This is a genomic window from Lysinibacillus telephonicus (assembly GCF_003966145.1).
GTDB classification, from domain to species: Bacteria; Bacillota; Bacilli; order Bacillales_A; family Planococcaceae; genus Ureibacillus; species Ureibacillus telephonicus.
This window is the reverse complement of sequence record NZ_RXNR01000003.1, coordinates 50,316-76,692: the sequence shown is the minus strand read 5'-3', so window position 1 is coordinate 76,692 and position 26,377 is coordinate 50,316. Positions and strand designations below refer to the sequence as shown.

27 protein-coding genes and 2 riboswitches are annotated in these 26,377 nt (G+C 34.0%); of the genes, 21 read left to right on the top strand and 6 right to left on the bottom strand.

Annotation, left to right across the window (positions count from 1 at the left end):
• Positions 1 to 10 precede the first annotated feature (10 nt).
• Entirely contained in the window at positions 11 to 1,756 is a 1,746-nt protein-coding gene (locus EKG35_RS01615) for a B12-binding domain-containing radical SAM protein (protein ID WP_126292567.1), read from the bottom strand.
• 342 nt (positions 1,757 to 2,098) lie between these two features.
• Here EKG35_RS01615 and EKG35_RS01610 point away from each other — a divergent pair, with 342 nt between their 5' ends.
• Both EKG35_RS01610 and bioB read left to right on the top strand, forming a co-directional pair.
• Positions 2,099 to 2,695 carry a biotin transporter BioY gene (locus EKG35_RS01610; protein WP_410799034.1) on the top strand — a complete coding sequence of 199 codons (597 nt, stop codon included), beginning with the start codon at positions 2,099 to 2,101 and terminating at the stop codon, positions 2,693 to 2,695.
• The gene (bioB, locus tag EKG35_RS01605; protein WP_126292566.1) at positions 2,692 to 3,702 is read left to right on the top strand and encodes a biotin synthase BioB; all 1,011 of its coding nucleotides are present in this window, start codon (positions 2,692 to 2,694) and stop codon (positions 3,700 to 3,702) included. Before EKG35_RS01610 ends, bioB begins: the two co-directional genes overlap by 4 nt.
• Before the next feature lie 52 nt (positions 3,703 to 3,754).
• Here bioB and EKG35_RS01600 read toward each other — a convergent pair whose 3' ends face one another.
• Entirely contained in the window at positions 3,755 to 4,360 is a 606-nt protein-coding gene (locus EKG35_RS01600; protein ID WP_126292565.1) for a class I SAM-dependent methyltransferase, read from the bottom strand.
• A gap of 219 nt (positions 4,361 to 4,579) precedes the next feature.
• Between EKG35_RS01600 and EKG35_RS01595 the strand changes: the two genes are divergently transcribed.
• The 3 genes from EKG35_RS01595 to EKG35_RS01585 all read left to right on the top strand — a co-directional run bounded on the left by EKG35_RS01595 (position 4,580) and on the right by EKG35_RS01585 (position 6,261).
• A complete protein-coding gene (locus tag EKG35_RS01595; protein ID WP_126292564.1) occupies positions 4,580 to 5,272 on the top strand; it encodes an AIM24 family protein in 693 nt (230 codons plus the stop codon).
• A gap of 227 nt (positions 5,273 to 5,499) precedes the next feature.
• Positions 5,500 to 5,928: a VOC family protein gene (locus EKG35_RS01590; protein ID WP_126292563.1), complete on the top strand. Its 429-nt coding sequence runs from the start codon at positions 5,500 to 5,502 to the stop codon at positions 5,926 to 5,928.
• 105 nt (positions 5,929 to 6,033) lie between these two features.
• A complete protein-coding gene (locus tag EKG35_RS01585; RefSeq protein WP_126292562.1) occupies positions 6,034 to 6,261 on the top strand; it encodes a YdbC family protein in 228 nt (75 codons plus the stop codon).
• Positions 6,262 to 6,437: 176 nt separating this feature from the next.
• Here EKG35_RS01585 and EKG35_RS20785 read toward each other — a convergent pair whose 3' ends face one another.
• Positions 6,438 to 6,578, bottom strand: a complete 141-nt coding sequence (locus EKG35_RS20785) for a hypothetical protein (protein WP_185807608.1) — start codon at positions 6,576 to 6,578, stop codon at positions 6,438 to 6,440.
• Between the two features lie 176 nt (positions 6,579 to 6,754).
• On the opposite strand from EKG35_RS20785, the gene EKG35_RS01580 reads away from it, so the two are divergent.
• Positions 6,755 to 7,270, top strand: coding sequence for a hypothetical protein (locus EKG35_RS01580; protein ID WP_126292561.1), 516 nt, complete (start codon positions 6,755 to 6,757; stop codon positions 7,268 to 7,270).
• 95 nt (positions 7,271 to 7,365) lie between these two features.
• Here EKG35_RS01580 and EKG35_RS01575 read toward each other — a convergent pair whose 3' ends face one another.
• The gene (locus tag EKG35_RS01575) at positions 7,366 to 7,566 is read right to left on the bottom strand and encodes a hypothetical protein (protein WP_126292560.1); all 201 of its coding nucleotides are present in this window, start codon (positions 7,564 to 7,566) and stop codon (positions 7,366 to 7,368) included.
• Between the two features lie 171 nt (positions 7,567 to 7,737).
• Between EKG35_RS01575 and EKG35_RS01570 the strand changes: the two genes are divergently transcribed.
• The gene (locus EKG35_RS01570) at positions 7,738 to 8,133 is read left to right on the top strand and encodes a gamma-glutamylcyclotransferase family protein (RefSeq protein WP_126292559.1); all 396 of its coding nucleotides are present in this window, start codon (positions 7,738 to 7,740) and stop codon (positions 8,131 to 8,133) included.
• 169 nt (positions 8,134 to 8,302) lie between these two features.
• Here the strand turns inward: EKG35_RS01570 and EKG35_RS20780 are convergent, their stop codons facing one another.
• Positions 8,303 to 8,479 (bottom strand): hypothetical protein, encoded by a 177-nt coding sequence (locus EKG35_RS20780; protein ID WP_185807607.1) that lies wholly within the window; start codon positions 8,477 to 8,479, stop codon positions 8,303 to 8,305.
• A gap of 145 nt (positions 8,480 to 8,624) precedes the next feature.
• Here EKG35_RS20780 and purU point away from each other — a divergent pair, with 145 nt between their 5' ends.
• The 8 genes from purU to scpC all read left to right on the top strand — a co-directional run bounded on the left by purU (position 8,625) and on the right by scpC (position 17,262).
• Positions 8,625 to 9,530: a formyltetrahydrofolate deformylase gene (gene purU, locus EKG35_RS01565; RefSeq protein WP_126292558.1), complete on the top strand. Its 906-nt coding sequence runs from the start codon at positions 8,625 to 8,627 to the stop codon at positions 9,528 to 9,530.
• Between the two features lie 173 nt (positions 9,531 to 9,703).
• Entirely contained in the window at positions 9,704 to 9,907 is a 204-nt protein-coding gene (locus EKG35_RS01560) for a small acid-soluble spore protein Tlp (protein ID WP_126292557.1), read from the top strand.
• 144 nt (positions 9,908 to 10,051) lie between these two features.
• Positions 10,052 to 10,483, top strand: coding sequence for a DinB family protein (locus tag EKG35_RS01555; protein ID WP_246020123.1), 432 nt, complete (start codon positions 10,052 to 10,054; stop codon positions 10,481 to 10,483).
• Positions 10,484 to 10,556: 73 nt separating this feature from the next.
• Positions 10,557 to 11,549, top strand: coding sequence for an NADPH:quinone oxidoreductase family protein (locus EKG35_RS01550; RefSeq protein WP_126292555.1), 993 nt, complete (start codon positions 10,557 to 10,559; stop codon positions 11,547 to 11,549).
• Positions 11,550 to 11,684: 135 nt separating this feature from the next.
• Positions 11,685 to 12,251, top strand: coding sequence for a DNA-3-methyladenine glycosylase I (locus tag EKG35_RS01545; RefSeq protein ID WP_126292554.1), 567 nt, complete (start codon positions 11,685 to 11,687; stop codon positions 12,249 to 12,251).
• 136 nt (positions 12,252 to 12,387) lie between these two features.
• Positions 12,388 to 14,529, top strand: a complete 2,142-nt coding sequence (locus EKG35_RS01540; protein ID WP_126292553.1) for an S-layer homology domain-containing protein — start codon at positions 12,388 to 12,390, stop codon at positions 14,527 to 14,529.
• Between the two features lie 231 nt (positions 14,530 to 14,760).
• Positions 14,761 to 15,501 (top strand): glucose 1-dehydrogenase, encoded by a 741-nt coding sequence (locus EKG35_RS01535; RefSeq protein WP_126292552.1) that lies wholly within the window; start codon positions 14,761 to 14,763, stop codon positions 15,499 to 15,501.
• A 255-nt stretch (positions 15,502 to 15,756) separates the two neighbouring features.
• On the top strand, positions 15,757 to 17,262 hold the full coding sequence (scpC, locus tag EKG35_RS01530) for a succinyl-CoA:acetate CoA-transferase ScpC (protein WP_126292551.1): 1,506 nt from the start codon (positions 15,757 to 15,759) through the stop codon (positions 17,260 to 17,262).
• Positions 17,263 to 17,562: 300 nt separating this feature from the next.
• Here the strand turns inward: scpC and EKG35_RS01525 are convergent, their stop codons facing one another.
• Positions 17,563 to 17,952 (bottom strand): hypothetical protein, encoded by a 390-nt coding sequence (locus tag EKG35_RS01525; RefSeq protein WP_126292550.1) that lies wholly within the window; start codon positions 17,950 to 17,952, stop codon positions 17,563 to 17,565.
• 549 nt (positions 17,953 to 18,501) lie between these two features.
• On the opposite strand from EKG35_RS01525, the gene EKG35_RS01520 reads away from it, so the two are divergent.
• The 6 genes from EKG35_RS01520 to thiE all read left to right on the top strand — a co-directional run bounded on the left by EKG35_RS01520 (position 18,502) and on the right by thiE (position 26,193).
• The gene (locus tag EKG35_RS01520; protein WP_126292549.1) at positions 18,502 to 20,751 is read left to right on the top strand and encodes an S-layer homology domain-containing protein; all 2,250 of its coding nucleotides are present in this window, start codon (positions 18,502 to 18,504) and stop codon (positions 20,749 to 20,751) included.
• Positions 20,752 to 20,902: 151 nt separating this feature from the next.
• Positions 20,903 to 22,852, top strand: a complete 1,950-nt coding sequence (locus EKG35_RS01515; protein ID WP_126292548.1) for an elongation factor G — start codon at positions 20,903 to 20,905, stop codon at positions 22,850 to 22,852.
• 87 nt (positions 22,853 to 22,939) lie between these two features.
• Positions 22,940 to 23,040, top strand: a riboswitch (TPP riboswitch).
• 69 nt (positions 23,041 to 23,109) lie between these two features.
• Positions 23,110 to 23,209: riboswitch (TPP riboswitch) on the top strand.
• Positions 23,210 to 23,330: 121 nt separating this feature from the next.
• Positions 23,331 to 24,014 carry a thiaminase II gene (gene tenA, locus EKG35_RS01510; protein WP_126292547.1) on the top strand — a complete coding sequence of 228 codons (684 nt, stop codon included), beginning with the start codon at positions 23,331 to 23,333 and terminating at the stop codon, positions 24,012 to 24,014.
• Positions 24,001 to 24,759, top strand: a complete 759-nt coding sequence (gene thiM, locus EKG35_RS01505) for a hydroxyethylthiazole kinase (RefSeq protein WP_126292546.1) — start codon at positions 24,001 to 24,003, stop codon at positions 24,757 to 24,759. Before tenA ends, thiM begins: the two co-directional genes overlap by 14 nt.
• On the top strand, positions 24,750 to 25,577 hold the full coding sequence (thiD, locus tag EKG35_RS01500) for a bifunctional hydroxymethylpyrimidine kinase/phosphomethylpyrimidine kinase (RefSeq protein WP_126292545.1): 828 nt from the start codon (positions 24,750 to 24,752) through the stop codon (positions 25,575 to 25,577). The genes thiM and thiD overlap by 10 nt, the downstream gene beginning before the upstream one ends.
• A complete protein-coding gene (gene thiE, locus EKG35_RS01495; RefSeq protein ID WP_126292544.1) occupies positions 25,564 to 26,193 on the top strand; it encodes a thiamine phosphate synthase in 630 nt (209 codons plus the stop codon). The genes thiD and thiE overlap by 14 nt, the downstream gene beginning before the upstream one ends.
• Positions 26,194 to 26,377 lie beyond the last annotated feature (184 nt).

Sequence of the window (26,377 nt, the reverse complement as noted above, 5' to 3'; positions counted from 1 at the left end):
CATTACCTTTTTAATTCTTTTGAAGTTGTAATGTTGCAAAATAAGGAGTTTGTCCTTGGCGGAAATATGTTAGTAAAAACGTGTCTTGCGCAACAATTTGTCCATTTTTATATGCTTCGTAGTCAAAGGCAAAAGGAGTAATAAGGGAATGTTTAAAGAAGTCTCTTTCGCTAACATTCATTTCTGCGAATTCTCTACCAGCTAATGAAGGCGTCTCTTTCAGAGCTTGATAAATATTTTTTTGCTCTTCCTCAGAAAGTCGCTCTTTCCACCATATTTTTCTTGGTTGGAATTGCTGCTTGGATAAATAATCAAGCTGCATTAGACTCCGAATAATTGGCAGCTGCTCTACGTTTTGTGTATATAAAAACTCTTCGAGCCTTGTAAATAAATCTTCAAGTTGGTGTCCAATTCTAGACCAGCCTTTTTCTTCCCAATAAGTACCGAAGTTTTGGAAAAAGTCAAATGGTGTTTCAAATATCTCGGTAACTAAGTATTCAATTGTATTGTCCATACGATGGTCATTCCAGTACTTTTCCAGCACATCTTCAGCTTGTTTTATGCGAATGATTTCATCAAAAGTTAAAACATTATTTGAAAAGATTTCATATGGTGCAACATCGACATATTTGTAGCCATACTCTTTTGCTTGAATTCGAAGGCCTGTCCCACGCAGAAGCTTTAAGAAACCAAGCTGTAATTCTTCAGGCCGCATTGCAAACACATCATTAAACGTCTGACGGAAGCTGTTATAATCTTCCTCTGGCAGTCCAGCAATTAAATCAAGGTGCTGATCAATTTTACCGCCTTCTTTTACCATTGTTACAGTACGTTTTAATTTTTCGAAGTTTTGACGACGTTTTACAAGTTCATTCGTTAAATCATTTGTTGATTGAACCCCAATTTCAAATCGGAAAAGCCCTTTTGGTGCGTTGTCATTCAAAAATTGGATAACTTCAGGGCGCATAATATCTGCCGTAATTTCAAATTGGAATACAACTCCTGGTACATGTTCATCAATTAAAAATTGGAACATTTCCATTGCATAGCTTCGACTTATATTAAATGTACGATCGACAAATTTAATTGTTTTTGCACCATTCGCCATTAAGTAGCGAATGTCTTCTTTTATTTTTTCACGATTAAAATAGCGAACACCTACTTCAATTGAAGAAAGACAAAATTGACAGCTGAAAGGACAACCACGGCTTGTTTCGATATATTGAATTCGTTTCCCTAGGTGAGGAAGATCCTCTTCAAAGCGGAATGGACTTGGCAGCTCACGCAAGTCAATTTTTGGAGGCTGAGCATGAATTTTTATTTTGCCTCCTTGCAGGTAACAAATCCCAGGTACGTCTTCGAGTTCAATGTCCCCATTAAAATATTTTAGTAATTCTTTAAAAGAAGTCTCACCTTCACCCATGACGATGAAATCAATTTCTTCTATTCGACGAAGCCAATCATGTACGTCATAAGAAACTTCAGGTCCACCAAGCACTATTTTCGTTTGTGGGGACACGACACGAAGCATGCGAATTACTCGAATCGTTTCTTCAATATTCCAAATGTAACAACTAAATCCAACAACATCAGGTTTATGCTGAAAAATATCCGAAACGATATTGAATGCAGGGTCTTTTATTGTATATTCAATAATTTTTGGATTGAATTCAGGCTGAGCAGCTGCTTTTAAACAACGCAGCGCCAGATTTGTATGGATATATTTTGCATTTAGTGTAGTTAAAATAATATTCATTTATGGATCTCCTTTTACATACACGGTAGCTAACTATATGATTTTAGCAGTAATAAGGGATTCACGCCACTACTGTATAGTCGAGATTTATTAGATGATCATACAAAATAAAAAACTTAAAGTAAAAAGTTATGAAATTTTGCAGGTAATTGGGAAATTGAAAACTATTTTCATATAAGAACTTTCTCTAGTACTAAGGCGATTCTTCAAACTGAAGGATTGTCTTTTTTTATTTTGATTAAAAGAGATTTGTGTTAACCGTAAATCAAAATAGGTTGACACAAAAGTGTATTTTCTTCTAATATATATTTTGTAATACAAAATCTTACAGGGGTGGGAGATTTGGAAACAGGAACAGTCAATTCAAGAGTAAAAATGAAAACAGTCGATTTAGTCTATTGTGGAATCTTTGCCACGCTAATGATGATAGGAGCCAACATAACATCCTTTGCTCCATTTATGGTCGTAGGGGGTGTACCTATCACCTTACAGGTGTTTTTTGCGATATTGGCGGGTCTAATACTAGGTAGCAAACTAGGTTCGATCTCTATCACAGTTTATATGCTGATAGGTTTGGCTGGAGCACCTGTCTTTGCAAGATTTAGTGGCGGGTTCTCACAAATTTTAAGCCCAACTTTTGGATTTATCGTCACCTTTATTTTCGTTGCTTATGTAGTTGGGAAAATGATTGAAAAGAACCCTTCAAAGAAAATGTATATTGTTTCAGCTCTAACCGGAACAGTTATTAGTTATCTAATAGGTACGAATTGGATGTATATAGCCTATATGTTATGGTTCGGAGCGCCGGATGGATTTTCGTATTCCATGGCTTGGCTTTGGATGATGCCACCACTACCAAAGGATTTAATCTTAGCTGTTTTTGCTGGAGTCTTTGGATATAGAGTGCAAAAAATATTAAAGGTGGGGAATTTGAGATGAATTATATGTCTATAGCAAATAAGGTATTGGAAGGCTATGAGATAACAAATGAAGAGGCATTAAAAATATTAGAAAGCCTGGATGAAGATTTGTTGTCATTGCTTCATGCAGCTTATAAAATTCGAAAAGCGTATTTTGGAAATAAAGTAAAATTAAATATGATTATTAATACAAAATCAGGACTTTGCCCCGAAAACTGTGGATATTGCTCGCAATCTATCGTTTCAAAAGCACCAGTTGAGAAATATGCGATGATGACGAAGGAAGAAATTGTCGCTGGAGCTGAACGTGCAGCATCTTTAAATGTCGGTACGTATTGTATTGTTGCAAGTGGTCGTGGTCCAGTAAAAAGGGAAATTGATATCGTAGTAGATGCTGTGAAGTCAATTAAAGAGAAATATAAAGATATGACTATATGTGCATGCCTAGGAATTTTAAAACCAGAACAAGCACAAAGACTTAAAGAAGCTGGTGTTAATCGTTATAATCACAATATTAATACTTCAGCCAATCATCATGCGAATATTACAACATCACACACTTATGATGACCGTGTAACAACAGTTGAGTTAGTGAAAGAAGCTGGAATTTCTCCATGTTCGGGAGTCATTGTGGGGATGCGTGAAACGAAAGAAGATGTTATTAGTATGGCTAGAAGTTTACGTGCACTTGATGCTGACTCAATACCAGTAAATTTCTTGAATGCCATCGATGGTACTCCGCTTCAAGGGACACGCGAATTAAACCCACGATATTGTTTAAAGGTATTAAGTTTATTCCGCTTTATTAACCCAACAAAGGAAATTCGAGTATCTGGCGGTCGTGAAGTCAACCTTGGTACATTACAACCATTAAGCCTGTACCCTGCAAACTCAATTTTCCTTGGTGATTACTTGACTACAGAAGGTCAACCAAACGAACAAGATAAAAAAATGCTAGAAGACTTAGGGTTTGAAATTGATATTGAGCCTCTTAAACAAAAACAATTACAAAATATAAATAATTAATTTATATGAAAAGAGTATTGGGAATGTCCCATGCTCTTTTTTATTATATATTCTAAGCAAGACGATAAATTAAAAATCTTTCATAGCTGTCTTTTTCATAGTGCCCAGGAAGAGTGATCTCTTTATAAAGATTAAATAATGTATTAGTTTCTAAGAAATGTTGATAATCATCTGAAGCATAATATAGAATTAAGTCAATTTCACGTTTGCTTTGTTCAACTGACAGCAAAATGTTGTTTACGACTTTTATAAAAATTTGTACTGAAAAAGGATTAAAAAAATAGAATCTATTGTCCTTAGGTTGAATTACATAGTCTTCTGCATAACAATTGAGAAATTGAATTAACCCTTTATGCTTTTTGAATTTCCTAAAATAACTATTTTGATTTTGAATGGCTTGATTAAAAAACGTTTCATTCATTTCAATTCCAGTGCAAACTGCATTAAACGAATAATTTATATAGAAATTCAACCGTCCTTTTCCACATCCGAAATCTACAATGTTGTCAGTCATTTTTACTTCATAATGTTTAAATAATACTTCAAGTGCACTATATGGAGTTGGCTCATATGGATGATAAACAATCGAATTGTTAATATCCATTTTGCTCCCTTGGGTATGTATATTCATCAATTTATCATAATAATATTCTTTCATTTTGTTGTCCTCATTCCGTAATTCATCATTCTTTTCTATTATACATAGGAATAGTTTCTAACAAAAATGTATATTGATTACTATCTAGTTTATTGGAATAGCAAACTTCACTTGATTGTTCATTATATTTTCCTGCAAATTACATGTATTTCAAAATTTTTGAAACCATACGCTTGTGTGCAACGTATATGTTAGAAATGAAAGGGTGGGGTGTTTATTATGAATAAATATTCGATTGCTGAATTTATAAAAAATACTGAGCAAGTGGATAAAGGTGAAGGGTTTTTTGAATTAGAAACTCCTCGTATGTTAGAAGTAAACCTCGATGGTCTTGTATGGGCAAAAGCGGGTTCAATGGTCGCTTATAATGGAAAGATTAAGTTTGAGAGAGAAGGCGTTTTAGAACATGGCATTGGAGCGATGTTTAAAAAGGCATTGACAGGTGAAGGCGCTTCCCTTATGAAAGCTAATGGGCAAGGCAAATTATATCTTGCTGACAGTGGGAAGAAAATCATTATTCTTCATTTACAGAATGAAGCAATCTATGTAAACGGAAATGACCTTTTAGCATTTGAGCCATCTATTAAACATAATATTAAGCTTATGAGAAAAGTAGCAGGTATGATGGCGGGCGGTTTATTTAATGTTCGGTGTGAAGGGACCGGTATGATTGCCATTACATCTCATTATGAACCACTCACATTGCGTGTAACACCAGGAAAACCAGTTATTACAGATCCAAATGCGACTGTAGCATGGTCGGGCAATCTCCAACCTGAATTTCAAACGGATGTTTCACTCAAAACATTCATTGGTAGAGGCAGTGGAGAATCTATACAAATGAGATTTGAAGGAGATGGCTTTGTTATCGTTCAACCATATGAAGAAGTCTATATGCAGGCACAAAGTTAATAGATTTTAATCATTGAGTGAGATTATTAATAAATAAGGCATTTTTCAGACAGTGAGAAATGCTTTTTTTGTTTTGATTGTACAACAAGCTCATAAAGAGTATTCATTTTCCTTAATAAAACTAATGCGGTATGAAATTACACAGTTAAAAATTAAAAGAAAAAATAATTGATTAATTGATTAAATTAACTTTTAATATAGAGGATTAATTGAAAAGGAGAAATGGGATGAAGCCACGAATATCAGTCATTACAATTGGGGTAGATGATTTGGAGAAATCTTTGAAATTTTATCAAGAAGGACTTGGCTTACCAACAGATGGAATGGTTGGGCAAGAGTTTGAACATGGGGCAGTTGCATTTTTCGACTTGCAATCCGGATTAAAACTAGCTCTTTGGAAACGAAAAGATATTGCACATGACACGAAACTTATCCAAACACAAAAAAGTCCAACTGAATTTACAATTGGGCATAATGTGAGTAGTAAGGAAGAAGTTGATTTTGTAATGGATCAGGCAGAAAAAGCAGGTGCAGTCATTACAGTTCCACCTCACAATACTTTTTGGGGTGGCTATTCGGGCTATTTCCAAGATCCTGATGGTCATTTATGGGAAGTCGTTTGGAATCCACAGTGGGAGTTTGCGGAATTAGAATAGGCTATATAAATATTAACATCCGTATGATTGTAAAAAGAGAATTCTTTGAAAAAAGTTGATCTAGCTGTAGTGATTGTTAAATATAATTAGAAAGGTCGTAAAAAGATGGCAGAAGTTAAATATGAAATTATTAAAACCGTTGGCGTAATATCGGAAGGTAGTACTGGATGGAAAAAAGAATTAAATTTAATCAGTTGGAATGATCGTGAACCGAAATATGATTTACGTGATTGGTCAGACAATCATAGCAAAATGGGGAAGGGTGTTACGTTCACTCATTCCGAATTAAAGGCATTAAGGGAAATATTGATTAATATGACTGATTTAGATTAATTTAATGATTTTAAAAGCTTAAACTTAATTTTAAACCTTTATTTTTAAATAAAAATATTGCTTTGAGGAAGGAAAAGATAATACATGTCCACTTCAAGCACATTTACAATGCTTCAAATCTAATGCCAAAGATTTGAAGCATTTTTATTTACATAATTTTTCAATTGTACACCAAACTAATCATTAATCTTATTATCTTGATATTCAATTTTCTTCAAAGCTCGCTCATAATTTAGCTCTTGTGAAATTTCTTCGCGGTTGTTCTTTTTCTTAGGTTTCTTCATTTTTCTAAATGTTGTTTTTTCTTTTTTTGCCATTCTTCATCACCTCCAATTTTATTTTGCTCATCTTTAAAAAAGAAATGCTTGAGAACTTTATTGAAAAGTAAGTGAAGGGATGTAAAAACATTTATAACTTACTAAATTTTTGTTTTGGCTAAGAGCCCTCACAAGCTGTCCCCTAAAAACATCTATTAGTAGGAGGGGGCGGTAAAATGGGAGAGCCGAAGAAATCGAGTGAACCATGGAATGATGGTGGAAAAATAGGGCGGATTGAAAGTGAGATAGTGATTGATCGAAATTCTCTAATTATTAATCAAAAATTTTGTGTAAATGCGATTGTTGGTGCAGAACAGAAGCTAATTATTGAAGAGGTGCCGAATCTTGATGAAGAATGGGAATTAACTGCTGAAGAAGATTCCTTTGATTTTCAAGAAGAAATTGAGATAACTGAAAATATCCCCATTCGCCAAGACTATACTCTCATTTATGCATCACCCTCTAGTCCAATACGGTCGCCACTTTTAATGACCGTCATTGCGCGTAATTTGTCAGAAAATGATGTGCTGGTAAGTATTGAGGATGATCAAGATGCTTTAGTAGAAGAGGTTGTACCAGCAAATTCAGAACTTGCTTTAACTGCACAAAATGCAAATTTTATTAGAGCACTAGCACTTGCCCCAAGCCATGTCCAGTTTTTCATTAATGTTTTTCATCCAACTGGTCCATAATTTTTTATATAGATTTAGAATTGATGTATTTAATTTTTAGAGATATAAAAAAACTGCAGAAAACTATTTTAGTTTTCTACAGTCTTAGAGTACATCTATGCTGTTTCTGTTTGATTTTTTCTAGCAATATCGTGTTCCATTAGTTGCATAAAAAGACCGAAAATAAATAAATAAACGCTACCTTTTACCATTTCAATCCCAATCCAATGGGAAATATTTGTGAAAAAGCTAAGACCAAAAAGAATTAAACCAATTGTTAAGATTGTAGAACAAAGATAAATGAAAAATTTATACATTTCGTAAACCCTCCCCGATGTACGATTTATAATATATATTTATTCTATCATAAAATGAAAGAAAAGTTCATAAAAAATTCATATTTTGTTCAAAAAATCGTCAAAACTCTATTACTTTATGAAAAATGTTAAAATATCATTTTCGATATAATCTATTAGGAGGTGGCAAAAGTGATAAAAGTTTTCGTTTATGGAACCTTAATGAAAGGAGAAGTAAATGCTCATTTATTAACTAACGCTACGTGTATAGAGACCAGCTGTTGGACAAATGGCTTATTATATGACACGGGTTTTGGTTATCCAGCAATGGTTCCTTCATTACAACATAGAACTTACGTGGAACTGTATGTTGTAACAGAAAGCGAAATAAAGCTGCTAGATGAATTAGAGGATTATAAGGAGAATGGAGATAACAACTTATACAATCGGGTTAAACAACTAATCTACACAGATAACAACTCTACATATGCCTATGTCTATATTGCGAACCAGGATAATTTATTAGAAAGAAAAGTCCCTTTTGGTGATTGGAAAGCATATAGAACAAATAATTGTAAAAAATTATAAATGTCATTGCTGCCAAAATAGAGGAAGCTAAGTAAAAACGAAAGAGAGATTAAAGACCTAATTCAAGAAAAATGCTGAACTAGGCCTTGGAATTTGGTTATTATTTTTTAATAATTAATGGTGTGATTAAAGATTGGTCTAACCATTTGGCAACTTCACATTACATAACTTATTGGTTGTTTCCTTTTTTATTAGTTGAATTCTTCTTAGAGAATAGGCTTTTAAAATTTTTCTCTGTCCCATACTCCTCTTTGTTAGAACGCCCCATTTGCGGTGCAGCTTTACCATGTTGGATATCCCTGTCATCATAATTTGAGTATTCATCAAATTCTTTTTTGTCGTACATGTTGTCATCTCCTTTTAATGATATTATGGGAATGTTTCATTAACTTTATGTAAACAATAAATCATCAGTGAAAATTGTTGCTCATTTTCTGAAAATAATAGATAATTAAAAAATTAACAGAAATAGATTAGGAGTGTCGTTTGTAATGCAAGTTGAGCAAGTGAAAAATGTAACAAAACAACAAGATCTACAGCTTAGTAATCGAGCAAGATTGTTAGTAAAATGTCCAGATAAACCAGGAATTGTATCGGTTTTATCTACATTTTTATATAAGCATAATGCGAATATTATTGAATCAAGCCAATACTCAAGTGATCCTGAAAACGGAAAATTTTTTATTCGCATAGAGTATCATTGCGAACATCTTCAAGATAAAGCACAGGAAATGGAAAAGGAATTTGAACAAATTGCACGCGACTATGAGATGACTTACAACTTCTATTATCGCAATCAACGCCAACGTACTGCAATTTATGTATCAAAAGAGCTTCATTGCTTACTGGAATTATTATGGGAGTGGCAAAATGGCGACTTGGATACTGATATCGCTGTCATCATAAGTAATCATGAGGAAGCACGTTCAATTGCTGAGTCTTATGGCATCCCATTCCACTACTTACCAGCAAACAAAGATATTCGTAAAGAAGTTGAGGCACAACAAATCCAACTAATGAAAGAATATAAGGTAGATTTATTAATTTTGGCACGTTATATGCAAATTTTAACACCAGATTTTGTCAACCATTTTGAAAATCGAATTATTAATATTCATCATTCATTTTTACCTGCATTTATAGGTGCAAACCCATATGACCGAGCACATAAGCGAGGCGTTAAATTAATAGGTGCGACTTCACATTATGTTACAAATGATTTAGATGAAGGTCCTATTATTGAACAAGATGTTGAACGTGTCGACCACCGTGATGATGTGCCAACATTAAAGAAAATTGGTCGTCAAATTGAACGCCGTGTTTTAACAAAAGCTGTTAAATGGCATCTAGAGAATCGTATCATTGTTGAAGGAAATAAAACGATTATTTTCCATTAGTAAATAGCCATCTAATAATTTTTAAGAGACGTGTAATAGTCGATTTAATCTCGACTTATTACACGTTTTTTGTCAAGTTGTGTTTTTTACTTAGAGTAGGCTTCAAGTATAAATGAAAAAAACAATTACAAACTAAGATAGTAAATAAAAAATAAACATAGGAGGTTTTTGGAATGAAACAAAACCCACAAGAAGTAGCAGGCAGACCGAAAAAGTTTATTAGCAAAGAAACAATCATAAAAAATACAGAAAAAAATATCCGTGAGTCAGAAATTGGATTGGAATTTGGGCTTCCTGAAGAACGAGAAAATATTAAGGATAAAAATGAACGTAGAAAACATGCTATTCAAAGAATGAAAAATGAGCCGCTAAGTTAGTTCGGATAAGGTTGTGTTAAAGTGAAAATTTAACACAATCTTTTTTTGGAATTAATAAATTTAGCAATTTTGACGGATATATGTAAAAATAATGTATATCAAGAAGTTTAAAAGGAGTGGTTTTATATAGAAACTATTCAAAAAATGTTTGAACATTTAAATTGGGCAAATATACGTATTCTTAAAACACTGCAAAATGCGGAAGTAGAAAACCAAGAAATAATCCGATTATTTTCTCATATTTTATTAGCAGAAAAAATTTGGTTTACTAGACTGCAAGGTTTAGACAGTTCGAACGTTCCTATTTGGACAGAAGTTGATTTAAAAGTCTGTTCACAATTAGTTGAAGAAAATCAAGAAGTTTCAACAAAGTTTCTTTCCCAACTAAACAATACTGACTTAGATAAGATAGTTTTTTATAAAAACAGTAAAGGAACAGAATTTAAAAATACAATTAGAGAAATTCTTACTCATATTGCATTACATGGACAGCATCATCGCGGACAAATTAATATAAAACTTCGAACAGATGGAATTGAACCAGTGGGTATTGATTTTATTACATTTGTTAGATAGGTTTACTATATAATCTTATAAACTTGTAAAACTAGAAAGTTAATTTGAAAAAAGAGTAGAGGGATGAATAATTATGATTCAACAATTTAACGCACTAGTTGTAAATAAAGAGGAAGAACAATTTACTGTAAAACCACAGCAGATTTCACTTCAAGATTTGCCAGAAGGGGAAGTGTTAATTAAAGTTCACTATTCTGGTGTTAACTATAAAGATAGTCTAGCTGCTATACCAAATGGCAACATTGTAAAAAATTATCCTTTTGTTCCGGGTATTGATTTAGCTGGAGTAGTTGTTTCATCTGAAGATTCCCGTTTCCAAGAAGGGGACGAGGTTATTGCAACGAGCTATGAAATCGGAGTTTCACACTTTGGAGGCTATAGCGAATATGCTCGCATCCCGGCTAACTGGATTGTTCCTCTTCCAGCAGGTCTAACATTAAAGGAAGCGATGACTATAGGTACGGCAGGTTTTACAGCAGCGTTGTCTGTTCTACGATTAGAGGAAAATGGAGTTTCTCCAGAGAAGGGGAAGGTGCTTGTAACAGGGGCTACCGGTGGTGTAGGAAGTTTTGCTGTGTCGATTTTATCAACTCTCGGTTTTGAGGTTGAAGCAAGTACTGGTAAGGAATTCGAGCAAGAATATTTGAAAAATCTCGGCGCTACATCGATAGTTTCACGTAAGGAAGTTTTCGATGGAAAGATTAGAGCTTTAGGAAAGCAAAAATGGGCTGCTGCGATAGATCCAGTTGGTGGTGAACCTCTCGCATCCCTATTAAGCCAAATTCAGTATGGTGGCTCAGTTGCAGTTAGTGGATTAACAGCAGGAACAAGTGTTCCAACTACTGTTTTTCCATTTATCTTAAGAGGTGTAAACCTACTAGGAATTGATTCGGTATATTGTGAAATGGAAACACGATTAAAAGTTTGGAATCGTTTAGCAACAGATTTCAAACCGTCCAACTTAGAAGATCTAATTTTACAAGAGGTTACTCTGGAACAGTTACCAGATGTTCTGCCTACACTCCTTAAAGGGGATGCAAGAGGAAGAATTCTTGTAAATCTATAATAAAAAGGTGGCGGGAATAAACTCGTCACCTTTTGCTATATATTATTTAATTATGGAGATTTATAGTACTTGTGTCTTGAGGATTCTTTAAATAGAATAAAAATTTTAATTAAAGATTAAAAGAGGATGTTGCAAATGGATAATCGATGCAATTGGGTAATATTAAAAGAGCCATTATATATTGAATATCATGATAAAGAATGGGGAGTTCCTGTTTTCGACGATCGCCTGTTATTTGAAATGCTATGTCTAGAAGGAGCGCAGGCAGGACTTAGTTGGTGGACTATTCTACAAAAAAGAGACAACTATAGAAAAGCTTTTGATAATTTTGAAGCTGATAAAATTGTTCAGTATACAGATGAAAAATTACAATCATTAAAAGAAAATACCGGAATTGTAAGAAATAAGTTAAAAATTCAAAGCGTTGTAACAAATGCGAAAGCATTTTTAAAAATTCAACAAGAATATGGTTCTTTTTCGAATTATATTTGGAGCTTTGTAGATAATAAGCCGATTATAAATTACTGGGAAACTGTGCAAGATGTACCTACTACAACTGAAATAAGCGATAAGATGAGCAAAAAACTAAAAAAAGATGGCTTTAAATTCGTTGGGAGTACGATTTGTTATTCCTATATGCAAGCGATTGGAATGGTAAATGACCATACTTTAAATTGTTTCTGCCATCCATCTAACAAATAACAGCAATGTTAACGTTTGGAACTAATTTTCCAAGCGTTTTTTAAATTTATTAATCTAAGTGCATCGTTATTTGTTGAATAAAGCAAGACTATGTATAATAAAAAAGAATTAAAAATTAACATACGGAGGACTGACAGTGCAAAAGTATGTAAAACATATATTTCTTATACTCATCGCAGTACTAGCATTTGCTGCACCAAGTAATGCACAAGCAGCAAATGATGACATTAAAATAATTGATATTCCCCAAAACCACCAATCAAAAAATCAAATTGCTGCATTACTTGAACTAGATATTTTGCAGGTGGATCCGGACTTCCAGTTTCGTCCAAAGTCAAGAATAACGAAAGGCGAAGCAGAACAGGCAATTAATAGAGCGCTCCAAATCTCTCAATCTTCAAAGAGGTATAAAGAAGTAAAAAATCTTTTCCAAAACAGGGAGATAAACACTGAAAGTAATACAATGCCAATTACATATAAAGAGTTAACAGGTGAGCTTGTACAGGGTTATTTAATTTATACATATAACGAGAATTTAAATGTAGATTTTATAAATAATATTATTATGTCAACTAATAATGAAGACAATTCTCAATATGTTACTAGAGCTGAATTTGCTTCTGTATTATATAACTTTTTAAATGAGATACATAGAATTCCTGAAACTGAGAAATTATTGGTAAATGAAACGAATTACTCGCCATCCTTTCAATTAAGTAATGACACTGTTTATTTTGCAAAAATTCCGGCATTGGTAGAAGAAGATATATATCTGCGTGCACCAGAGCAGCTAAAGTTAATTAGTGAAGACAGCATAGATTTTGGACATGCAACTGACCATCAATTTATTTACTTAGTGGGAACAATAGGTTCAAAAGCAACTGTTACAATTCGTACATTTAATAATGGAGACTATTTTGTTTTCACTCGATTTGATAATCTAACTGGATATCATCAAAAAATTGATTTAATTCAAATTGAACAAAACGTTCAAACAAATCATTTATATAGGTACGATCGTTATCCAATTATTCGTGATGATGAAACGGTTTTTGGACAGGATATTACTTCTTATCCTACGGGCTTGCTTCGTATTACTAAAGAAGATGGCTCAATTGAAGAACAAATGATTGGCAAAGCATACAAATCAGTACAATTATCAATGGAGTATGAGGATGGCGGAAAAAGCTTAATGCGCAATCTATTAGCTGAATCTGAATCATTGTCGTTTGCACAAGTTGGCAATTCATTTTTATCCATCAATACACTTTCTTCATCAGGACATGATATTGTCGAACATTGGGTTATGAATTCGGATAATGCATTATTTAAGACGGATAGTCATAGAGAAGAATGGATGAAAGAAACAGCAGAGTACTATATTAAACGTAATAATTGGTATACTGCAGAAGGACCATTAAATAAAATGGCTACATCAACAGAACCATTACCAAAAAGTGGACATGGTTATGGTCGAAACTTATTACTTGTGAAAGAGGATCGCGCATTAGCACTTTATAAGCAACAAGGTGATCGTTATTTTGAAAATCTTGTGCACAACTCTTTTGTTAATTTGGATATCTTCAAAGGAGACCGCACATATTGGCAAACCGAAGTAACAAGTACGTACTTAAAAGGGTTATATAATATTACAGCACCATTCATAGATACACGTTTCAACGAACAAATCGCACTGTTTTACTATAACAGCGGTGAATTATTTAACGTTAAAGACTATAAAGAGCCATTACGGAACTATGCAGATTTACTAGTTTCCCAAAAAGAACAGGGTCATATAATTGAAGTGGATGAAGACTCCTTCTATATTTCAGATTACTTTCCAATAATACAAAAAGTGACAACACACTCCTCCATGAACCATGTATTGGGTGGAATGAACTTATTATTATTGGCATATCAAGAGTTCGGCGACGAAAAATATTTAGTAACAGCACGAGCTATTATGACGGCAATTGAAAAAGATCAGCATAAATGGATTCGGGATAATGGGGATATTTGGTATAAGATATCTTCAGATGGCACTCTTGTAGGAGATGACTATCAACATTTAACACTTGAAGATTTGATCAATGCCTATAAATTTTGGTCTAAAATTGATCCAACTTACTTAACGACAATTGAAGAAATGATTGCTTCGAAATCTTCTTATCTTTCTAGTGAAACTTTAGGCTATACAACTAAAATCTATAACGGTTTAAAAGATATTGGAATGCTGCAATACTTGCCAAAAGGTGAGGAACGAACAGACGCGAAATAAAAACAAGCCAGCTCTTTGAAATAAAGGGCTGGTTTTTACTGTTTCCACATTAAAAATGGATTACAATTTCTATAAAAATTAATTTTGATTCATTGATAATCACAATACTTTACTAAACAATATCTTTCTATAAAAAAATATTAAAATTACCTGTTATCATATTTTATTCTACTTCGAATAGGATGAATTGTAGAATTTCTACTAATTCAAATAAAATGGAGTGAATGTTAAATGGGCAAATTTGATAACAAAGTTGTGTTAATTACAGGTGGTTCACGTGGACAAGGTGCAGCTCACGCTCGGGCATTTGTTGAGGAAGGTGCTAAAGTAGCTATTACGGATGTTTTAGTCGAAGATGGACAAGCATTAGCTGCTGAACTTGGTGATAACGCGACATTTTTAAAGCATGATGTAACATCAGAATTACAATGGACAAGAATTGTGGAACAAACTGAGGAAATCTATGGTCCAATCAATGTATTAGTAAACAACGCTGGGATTGTCATCAGTAAACCTTTTGAAGAGCTTTCAGAGGCAGAATATCGAAAAGTAATCGACATTAACCAAGTTGGTGTATTTTTAGGAATGAAAGCTGTGGTGCCGTCACTTAAAAAGTCTGGGAATGGTGTTATTATTAATATTTCATCGATTAACGGACTACGTGGCAGTGCGGGAACATTAGCTTATGATGCCTCAAAATTTGCAGTACGCGGCATGACAAAATCAGCTGCAATTGAACTTGCCCCATATGGAATTCGTGTAAACTCCATTCATCCAGGAGTTATTTTAACACCAATGGTAAGTCAATCAGATGTAGCGGATGTTGCCGATCAATTAGCTGAAAATGTTCCATTAAAACGTGCAGCACAACCTGAAGAAGTTTCCAAACTAGTATTATTCCTAGCAGGGGACGCAAGTTATTCAACAGGTTCAGAGTTCATCTTAGATGGCGGTTTAACAGCTAAATATTAATTTATATATAGCCAGTTTGGAAATCCTAATTTCTGACTGGTCTCTTTTCGTTAGGAAATATACTTCTCCGAATTAGGCATTTAAAGTGTCATTTATCTTTCGTAACGGCTACTCTAAATATTTTCAGAAAATCCCATCCTGACAGTTTTACGAATTTTTCGATAAAATTGGTTCTATTTTCCTTGTTTCTTGCATAAATAGAAATGGTGGAGGAATCTAGCATTCTAATAACCAAATAGAATAGGAGGAAAGGAAATGGAACAAGTAATTGAAAAAAGAATCGGAATAAGCAGTTTAGTAAACAAGATTGTTTCGGCAGAAGATGCAGCGGCATTAATTCAAGACGGCGATATTGTTGGAATGAGTGGATTTACACGTGCAGGGGATGCAAAAGTTGTACCACTGGCTTTAGCACAGAGAGCAAAAAATGAGAAAATTAAAATTGATGTATATACGGGGGCTTCATTGGGGCCTGAAGTAGACCAAATTTTAGCTGAAACAGGGGCAATTCGTAAGCGGGGGCCATATCAAGGTGATCCTGCAATTCGAAATTTAATTAATAAAGGTGAAGTACTTTATGTAGATGCTCACCTCTCACATAATGCAGAATTGGTTCGACAAGGTATTATTGGACCGATTAATTTTGCCATAATTGAGGCGACAGCTATCACACAAGACGGATTTTTAGTTCCAACAACATCAGTTGGGAACTCTCCGATTTTTGCTCAATATGCAGAAAATCTAATTATTGAATTAAACCTTGCTCACTCTGAATCACTAGTCGGTGTACATGACATTTATATACCTGATGCTCAAGGTGAACGTAAACCAATTCCTATATTAAACCCAACTGACCGTATTGGTGACATCGGCATTAAAATAAATCCTGACAAGGTTAAAGCAATCGTTATTTCAAATGAACAAGACGCTCCATCTTTAATTGTCGAGCCTGATAATGAAACGCAGGATATGGCAAACCATTTGCTAGATTTCTTTAGAAGTGAAATTAAAGCAGGCCGACTAACGAATAAATTGGCTCCGTTGCAATCCGGTGTAGGATCTGTAGCAAATGCTGTATTGGAAGGATTTAAGACTTCTGAGTTTGAAGATTTAATTATATTCTCTGAAGTTTTGCAAGATGCCGTGTTTAATTTAATTGATGCTGGAAAAGTTTCATTTGCATCTTGTACATCAATCACTATTTCGGAAGAGCTGCAAAAGAAAGTATATGGCAATATCGAAAAGTATGCCGATAAAATTATTATTCGTCCTCAGGAAATCTCCAACCATCCAGAAGTGATTCGCCGTTTAGGGTTAATTGCTATCAATGCAGCATTAGAGGTAGATATTTATGGCAACGTAAACTCTACTCATGTTGGCGGTACTCGCATGATGAACGGTATCGGTGGATCAGGAGACTTCACTCGTAACTCACGATTAAGTATTTTCGTAACGAAATCGTATGCAAAAGGCGGTAAATTGTCATCCATCGTGCCAATGGTTGCACACCACGATCATACAGAACATGACGTACATGTCATCGTTACTGAGCAAGGTGTAGCAGACTTACGTGGATTAGCACCAAAAGAGCGAGTTCCTTTAATTATCGAGAACTGTGTTCACCCTGACTTTAAACAACAATTATGGGATTATTATAATGAAGCCGTTGAATTAACAGGCAATGCACATACACCACACAATCTAGAAAAAGCGCTTTCATGGCATGTCAACGCAGCAAAAGCGGGTACGATGAAGTTTTAAAAAATTACGAACATAAGAGTGGGGACTCAGAGGGTTTAAACTGCCTTTTGGGTCTTTTTGTTTTAACTAAGCGGATTTTATAAAATGGTCATACTCTTTCTATAAAAATAGGTGTTTATAAAAATAATTATTTTGATTTTGAAGGAACGGAACCGATTTTCTATTTTGAATGGAGTAGATATTGGAGGTAAATTTAAATTTAAAAATTTATTAAACAACTAAATGTAGATATTTTAAAAGATGAGGTTTAAATCAACTAAAAAAGAAACCAAGGAGAGATCCCCCTGGCTTCGTCAACTACTAACGACATCTTACCAATGTGTAAGTGATGAACTCACCTTGTTGTGTGAATGCTTCAATTTTAAAGCCTTTGCCAGATAGACATGCAATCGCCGCAGCAGCGCTATCTCCTGGGCTTAAAGGACAATCGAAGATAGAGTTGCTTGTAGTTGCTAGGACAATTTCATGGTCGTTTCTAGTGAAAGTTAACACTACAGCATCACATTGATTGCCGTTATTTCCGTTATGGTCGTGTTTTTTCTTGTCGTCTATTTCGTCAAGAATTTTCTTTAACAAACGAATGATGCGCTCTAATTCGTCTTTATCATGTTTATGACCGTGGTTGTCATCGTGTCCACAACCGCAATCGTGAAAAAGATCTGAAACTTTGCGTTTACTATATTGTGACATTATTTTCCCCCCTTTCATTGTTGATACTACAGTATATTAAGGGGTGCATTAGTGAGAAAGGCGATAATACCAACGTTTAAAAAATTTATAGTAATTTTTTATCTTTATTTAAAATTGATATTTTTACCCATAAGCTACAAATTATTAGATAATCATTACTTATTTCAATAGGCTTTCTACTTAGTTTTGGATTAGACTTTTGTCTTTGTTATGTAGTTAGTTGAAATATAGAAGTTTATTATACTACTTAATAGTAAATATTAATAAATTTAGGTAGGAAATTGTGTAATGAATATTTCATTTTGATAGTTATGATATGGAATGTGCCAAAAATTACTTAGACCTTGTGACATTATTTTATTACCATTCAAAATGGTTATAGGTGGATAAACAGTCTTAAGTTTTGAGATTAATAATACTCATATCGAAATTACCTATTAAAAAATACAAATAATCCCAACTTAGGAACCGTTACTGGCTTTTAATTTACTGTTTTGGATATAATTTGGTAAGATAAAATTACAGTATTTAAGGAATGGGGAACATGCAGTGAAAAAATTCATAATTAAATTATTAGTAACATTTATTATTATTTTTTCAGTAGCAGGTACTACCGCCTCTGCGGAAAATATAGAAGAAAAGTCAACAGATATTGGATTATTAGATATACCTAATACATATTGGGCAAAAAATGAGATTTTTCAACTAATGGAATTGGGGATTATAGAAGCGGATCGCGATTTACAATTTCGTCCAGATGTCGTTATAACGAAAGGTGAGGCTGCCATTGCATTAGCAAAAGCTCTTAAACTTCCGGATATCCCTTTTAATCCTATTTATAATGATATAACGGAGGAAACAAAAGATGCCTCAAAAATTCTTGCTGCGTTAGAAATTGATTTAGTTCCGAGCAATAGTGAAAATGTCTTCGGGCTTAACGATAAAATGACACGGGAACAATTTGCCTATGCGCTTATTCAGGCTTTTAAATTAGAAGCAATTAATGAGGAAATTGTGATTAGTGATCAGGCCGCAATTAATGACAATTTTAAAGAAGCTGTTCAAATTGCTTTACAACATAAATTGCTTTTTACAAATAACGGAGAGTTTAAACCATCTAACTCCGTTAAAAGAGTAGAATTTGCAAGTGCACTTTACAAAGCATTGGTGTTAACAGGGAAAATTTCTGGGGAAGAGTATGAGTATAAATTACAAAATATTGAGACTTCTAAAAACTTTAGCATTATACCTTCAGAAGTAAATTTAATTAAATTGTCCTTTGATGAACATCCGATATATATCCGTTCGAAAGATGAATTAATTTATACTGGCCATGAACGGATTGATAATGGTTTTTCACGAGACAATATTTATACTTATTCAGTTGCGCAAGACGCAAAGTTAACAGTAACAGTTAGATCATTTGACAATGGCGACTATTTTTTATTTTCCCAGTTAGTTAATCCAAATTCGAAGACTGTTATCGTAGATATACTTCAAAAAGAAAATGATGTAGTCGATTTTTCTTTGGCTCGTTTTGATAACTATCCTATTAAACGCAGTGATACAAGTAAGGGAACTGACATTACGAGTTATCCAACAGGTTTATTAAGTTATGTAAAGGATGATGGTTCCGTTGAAGAACGGATGGTTGGAAAGGCATATAATTCAAAGCAACTAACCCTTGATTATGAAGACGGTGGAAAAAGTACCATGCGCAGTTTACTATCTGAAACAGAAGTTCTATCTTATGCTAAAATAGGTTCAACATTAATGTCTGTCTATAGATTGCAATCTGTTGGCAATGACATTGTCGATCATTGGTATGTAGATTCGAGCCATCCGTTATTTAAATCAGATTTAAATCGCGAAAGCTGGATGCAGGAAACAGCTAGATATTTTAAGAAACGAAATAACTGGTACACTGCAGATGGACCTTATAATAAAATGGTTTCTACAACTGAACCAATGCCAGAAAGTGGGTTAGGTTATGGTAGAAGTTTATTGCTTGTAAAAGAAGATCGGGCACTTACTTTATATAAAAATCAACAAGATCGTTATTTCGAGAATCTTGTCTATAATTCATTTGTAAATTTACAAAACTTTAAAATGGGTAAAGAGTATTGGCAAACGGAAGTTACTAGCACTTACTTAAAAAGTTTGTATAATATTACAGCTCCTTTTATTGATACACGCTTTAACGAACAAATCGCACTCTTCTATTACAATAGTGGGGAACTATTTAATATTCCAAATTATAAAGAGCCTTTGAGAAATTATGCGGATTTATTGGTTTCAAGGAAAGAGGAGGGACATATTATTCAAGTAGATAATAATTCATATTATATTTCTGACTACTTTCCTGTGAACCAAAAAGTCACAACACATTCATCTATGAATCACGTTCTTGGAGGGATGAATATTTTATTAATGGCCTACTTAGAATTTGGTGATGAAAAGTATTTAGAAACTGCAAGAGCTATTCAAACAGCAATAGAGAGAGATCAAGATAAATGGATACGCGATAATGGTGACATTTGGTATAAAATTAGTCCAGAGTATGAGTTTGTAGGGGATGACTACAAACATTTAACGTTAGAGGATTTAATCCAATCCTATAAGCTTTGGTCTCAAGTTGATAAAACATATTTACCAACAATCGAAAAATTGATTGCTTCGAAAGCATCTTACTTATCAAATGAAAATCTCGGCTATACAACGAAAATTTATAATGGATTAAATGATATTGGTTTATTGAAATACTTACCTGAAGGCCCAGAACAAACAGATGCTTTATAATAAGACAAAGTTACATCTCTTTTATTTTATTTAGTTTTTCATCTGTTGCTTATAACACTGCGCTTTTAGAAAAATGATCCGTCTCATAGGTGAGGCGGATTATTTTTTGATACAATACTTTTATTATTGTAAATAAGAAGGAAGTAATAATATGTATAAAACTTTTGGCGTACTTGCCCATGTAGATGCTGGCAAGACAACCTTTTCTGAGCAGCTGCTTTACCATACGGAGAGCATTAAAGAAAGAGGGCGTGTTGATCATAAGGACGCATATTTAGATAATCATGCGATTGAACGTCAACGTGGAATTACCATCTTTGCTGAGCAAGGCAGAATTCATTATAAAGGAGATACTTATACTTTAATTGATACACCAGGACATATGGATTTTTCACCAGAAATGGAACGGGCAATTAGTATAATGGATTACGCTATTCTATTAATCAGTGCAGTTGATGGAATTGAAGGACATACTGAGACAGTTTGGAATCTTTTAAGGAAATACCATGTTCCAACATTTATTTTCATTAATAAAATTGACCGTGAAGGGGCAGCTGTTGAAGAGGTAATGCAAAGCATTAAAAAAGAATTTTCAACGGATGCTTTATTATTAAAGGAGGAGATTAATGATCAATCGATTCCGGAAAGTATTTTAGAATGGATTGCGGAACGTGATGAGAAGCTGTTTGAGCATTATATGGAAGATAATATAGACATATCGCAATATTTTTCTGCGCTATTGAAGATGATTCAAAACGAACAAGCATTTATTTGTATGGCAGGTTCAGCTTTAAAAGATATAAAAGTCAAAGAATTTTTTAACCAATTTGCAATACTTACAAAAACTAAATTTGACAATGATGCACCTTTCCAAGGAAAAGTGTTTAAAATTCGCCATGATGAACAAAATCAGCGAATTACATTTATAAAAGCGTTAAGTGGAACGCTAAAAGTTAGAGATGAGTTTCAATTTGAAGATTTAACTGAAAAAGTAACAGAAATTCGACTTTATAATGGAACTCAATTTAATATAGTTCAGCAAGTTAATGCTGGTGAGATATTTGCAGTAAAAGGACTTACATATGCAAAAATTGGGGATGTTCTAGGTGACAACGCAAATCTTAATGAACAATTTGAACTTGTCCCAACCTTACAGGCAAAAGTTGTCTACAAAGGGGCAGAGCATATTAAGGAAATATTGCGTATTTTTCGCTTACTTGAATCTGAAGAGCCAACATTACAAGTGGTTTGGAGCGAGAAATTTCAAGAAATACATGTGCATGTTATGGGAATCATTCAGCTTGAAGTTTTAGAAGATATAGCAAAAACACGATTTAGTATTGATGTGCAATTTGAAGAACCGAAAATTTTATATTTAGAAACAATTCAAAATACCGTTACGGGTTACGGACATTTCGAGCCACTAAAACATTATGCTGAAGTTCATTTGAAAATGGAACCTGCTCCGAGAGGTTCAGGTATTCTGTTTGACAATGCTTGTCACGCAGATGACTTGTCAATTGGGCATCAAAGACTAGTTGAGAAGCATTTATTTGAACGGGATCACCATGGCTTATTGACGGGATATCCAATTACGGATATCAAATTTACATTGTTAACTGGCCGTGCACATAACAAGCATACTGAAGGGGGAGATTTCCGTGAAGCAACCTTCCGAGCATTACGGCAAGGTCTAGAACAAGCTGAAAATATATTGCTCGAACCCTATTATCGTTTTAAGATGAAAGCTCCCTTAGATTTTATTGGAAGAATAATGACAGATATTCAACAAGCTTTTGGCACTTTTGAACCTCCAATTATGTCAGAAAATCAGGTAACGATTATTGGGAAAGCACCTGTCTCTACCTTTATGAATTACAATACTATTTTTTCGGCATACACAAATGGAAAAGGTGCTTTATCGATTCAATTTTCTGGCTACGATATTTGCCATAATTCTGAAGAAGTAATTGAACAAATTAATTATGATAAAAATGCTGACCCTGAATATACATCATCAAGTATTTTTTGCGTGAAAGGAAAAGGCTATGTTGTCCCATGGGATGAAGCAGAAGAAGCAATGCATTGTTTAAAAAAGTAGTATTAATGGTATAAATAGTTGATTAATTTATCTGAAACTTAATCCTCTTGAATATTCAAAAAAAACTGCTAGAATATTATTAATTAGAATATTTGCAGGGGGGGTGCTTTTGCGCCTGAGAAGGTTAAAACCTGACCCTTTGAACCTGTTCAGTTAATACTGGCGTAGGGAGCAAAGTACATTACAAGTGAAAATTTCGCTTATTTGTGCTGTAAAAATGCTCTCCATTTTGGAGAGTTTTTTATTTGCTAAATATCTCTAATTGCAGGGGGGGTGCTTTTGCGCCTGAGAAGGTTAAAACCTGACCCTTTGAACCTGACAGTTAATACTGACGTAGGGAGCAATTAAACCATTTTGGGAAGAATTCGCTGATTACCTAGCAGTGAAACCACTTTCTAATAGGAAAAACGCTCTTTTTGTCATAAAACAAAAAGAGCGTTTTTTTCTCTCTTACGTCCACCAAAAAAGGAGGACATTCATGATATTTTGTGAAGAAGTAAGAACAGAAACGGATCTTTATTTTGAAGGGAGCTTTAATCATCCATTTGTAAAAGGTATAGTAGATGGTTCACTGCCTATTGAAAAATTTAAGTATTACATGATGCAAGATGCTTACTATTTAAAGCACTACACTAAAATTTTAGCCATTGCTGCATCTAAGGCAGAAACAAATGATGATATTGTATTCTTTTTGGATTCTTGTAGTTATATTAATGAATCTGAGTTAGTTTTACACCGTACTGTTTTTAAAGAGTTAGGTGTAACTGAAGATGAAATAAATAATTTTGAACCCGCACCATCTACCTACAATTATGTTAGCCATATGTATAATGCAGTACACAATGGTGGTGTGGAAGAAGCTTTCGCAGCAATTTTACCATGTCCATGGATTTATCAGGAGATTGGGGAGAAATACAAAGATTCAAAACCTGGAGTGAAATTGTATCAAGAATGGATAGACATATACAGCAGTCCTGAACTTAAAGAAAAAATCGACTTTCAAAAAGCGATGATGAATCGCTTTGCAATAGAACACCCCTTAAAGATCTACCTTCTTAAATCTCATTTTAAAAAGAGCTGCTATTATGAATGGAAATTTTGGGAGATGTCCTGGACGTTAGAAAATTGGAAGAAAGAGGTGGAATATTATGAGTATGTTTAAAATACGTCAAAAAAATCCGTTAGTTCATTGTATTACAAATTATGTTGTTGCTAATTTTACAGCGAATGGAATGTTGGCAATTGGTGCTTCTCCTGTAATGGCAGATGAAATGGATGAAGTACAAGAAATGGTGTCCATTGCCAACGCTTTATTACTTAACATTGGTACATTAAATCAACGAACACTAGAAACGATGAAACTTGCGGGAAAAAAGGCAAATGAATTGAATATACCTGTTGTACTAGACCCAGTTGGTGTAGGTGCTACAAAATTCCGCCAAAATGCTGTAAATGAAATTTTAAATAGTATTAATATCCAACTTATTCGTTGTAATGCGGGGGAACTTGCCACTATTGCAGGTGTTAATTGGCATTCTAAAGGTGTAGATAGTGGAGAAGGGAGTATGGATGTAGCTTCAGTTGCTAAACAGGTTGCCCATCAATATAACTGCCTTGTTATTGTTACAGGTGCTGCAGATTATGTAACAGATGGGAAAAATGAAGAGTGGGTACCTGGTGGAAATGAACTAATGACTCAGGTTACTGGAACTGGATGCCTGCTTAGTGCAATTTGCGCCGCCACATTAACATTAGAGGGAAACAAGATTCAAAATTTACAAAACGTGTTGACAGACTATAAAAAAGTAGCTGAAAATGCCTCAAAGAAAAAATTATTAGGGTCATTCCAAATGGAAGTTATTAACGGAATCCATGAGGCTTCTATTGGAGGAGAGCAATGGACGTAGTTTTGACAATTGCAGGCTCCGACAGTGGCGGTGGGGCTGGCATTCAAGCAGATTTAAAAACTTTTCAGGAATTAAAAACATTTGGAACATCTGTTATCACTGCTCTTACAGCTCAAAACACATGTGGGGTTCAAGGAATATATCCGACTACACCTGAATTTGTAGCGCAGCAAATGACGTCAGTTTTTCAAGATTTTAATGTTAAAGCTTTGAAAACAGGTATGCTTTTTTCTACTGAAATTATTGAAACAGTAGCAAGAATTTTGCAGCAACAAACAGCACACATAATTGTAGATCCTGTGATGATCGCAAAAGGCGGTGCAGCACTATTGCAAGACGATGCTGTTCATGCATTAAATACAAAATTACTACCACTTGCTACTGTATTGACACCAAATATCCCCGAGGCAGAAGTAATTAGCGGCGTAAAAATTCGTAATGAACAGGATATATTTAACGCCGCCAAACGTATTTTACAACTTGGTGTAAAGTGTGTTGTGATGAAGGGTGGTCATTTTGAAGAAGCTGATACTGCTACTGATACTGTCTTTTTTGAAAACGGTTCATCATTTTCGATGGAAACGAAAAGAATTAATACGAAACATACACATGGAACTGGATGTACGTTTTCATCAGCAATTACAGCATTTTTAGGTAGAGGATTTACTCTACATGAGTCAATTGTAGAAGCAAAAAAATTTGTACAGCTTGCAATAGAACATCCGTTAAATATCGGACATGGTCATGGTCCAACAAATCATTTTGCCTACCAAGAGCTGCGGGGCATTTATGAGGTGATGGTTCATGAAACGAAGTGATCTAGAGGTCTACTTTATTATGGGAGCAGAAAATTGTAAGGAAGATCCGCTAATTGTATTAGAAGAAGCGTTAAGTGCAGGTGTAACTTTCTTTCAGTTCCGTGAAAAGGGAGACAAAGGATTAAAAGGCAATGAATATATAAAATTTGCAAAGCAATGCCAGAAATTATGCAAGCAATATAATGTGCCTTTTATAGTAAATGATGATGTTGATTTAGCACTTACATTAAATGCAGATGGTGCTCATGTTGGGCAAGATGATCTGCCATTAAAATATATTCGTAAGCAATTTGAAGGAAAAATTGTTGGTGTTTCAGTGCATACAGAGGAAGAAATGTACGCTGCAGTTCAGGGTGGTGCAGATTATGTTGGAATTGGCCCTATTTTTGAAACAATATCGAAACCAGATGCAAAGCCGGCAGCTGGGGTATCTTTTTTATCAAGGGCTCGATACAATTTCCCTAACTTTCCAATCGTCGCAATAGGTGGTATCACTACTGAAAATGCAAATGAAGTAATAAGAGCTGGTGCAGATGGAGTTGCGGTTATCTCTGCGATTAGTCAGAGCAGAGATCGAAAAGCAACTGTACAAAAATTTAAGAAATTAAAAAAATGAACCTGATTATAAAAATCACCTCTTTAGGTATTCCTTTAGTGGTGATTTTTTTATTACCTTTTAATTAACGTTACGAATCTGGAACTTTAACATAAGTATGAAATAGTTGTAGTTGGTTTACATTTTTTTCTATAAATGGATAGCAATAACATGATATAATCACTTTAATATTAAATTCAGATAT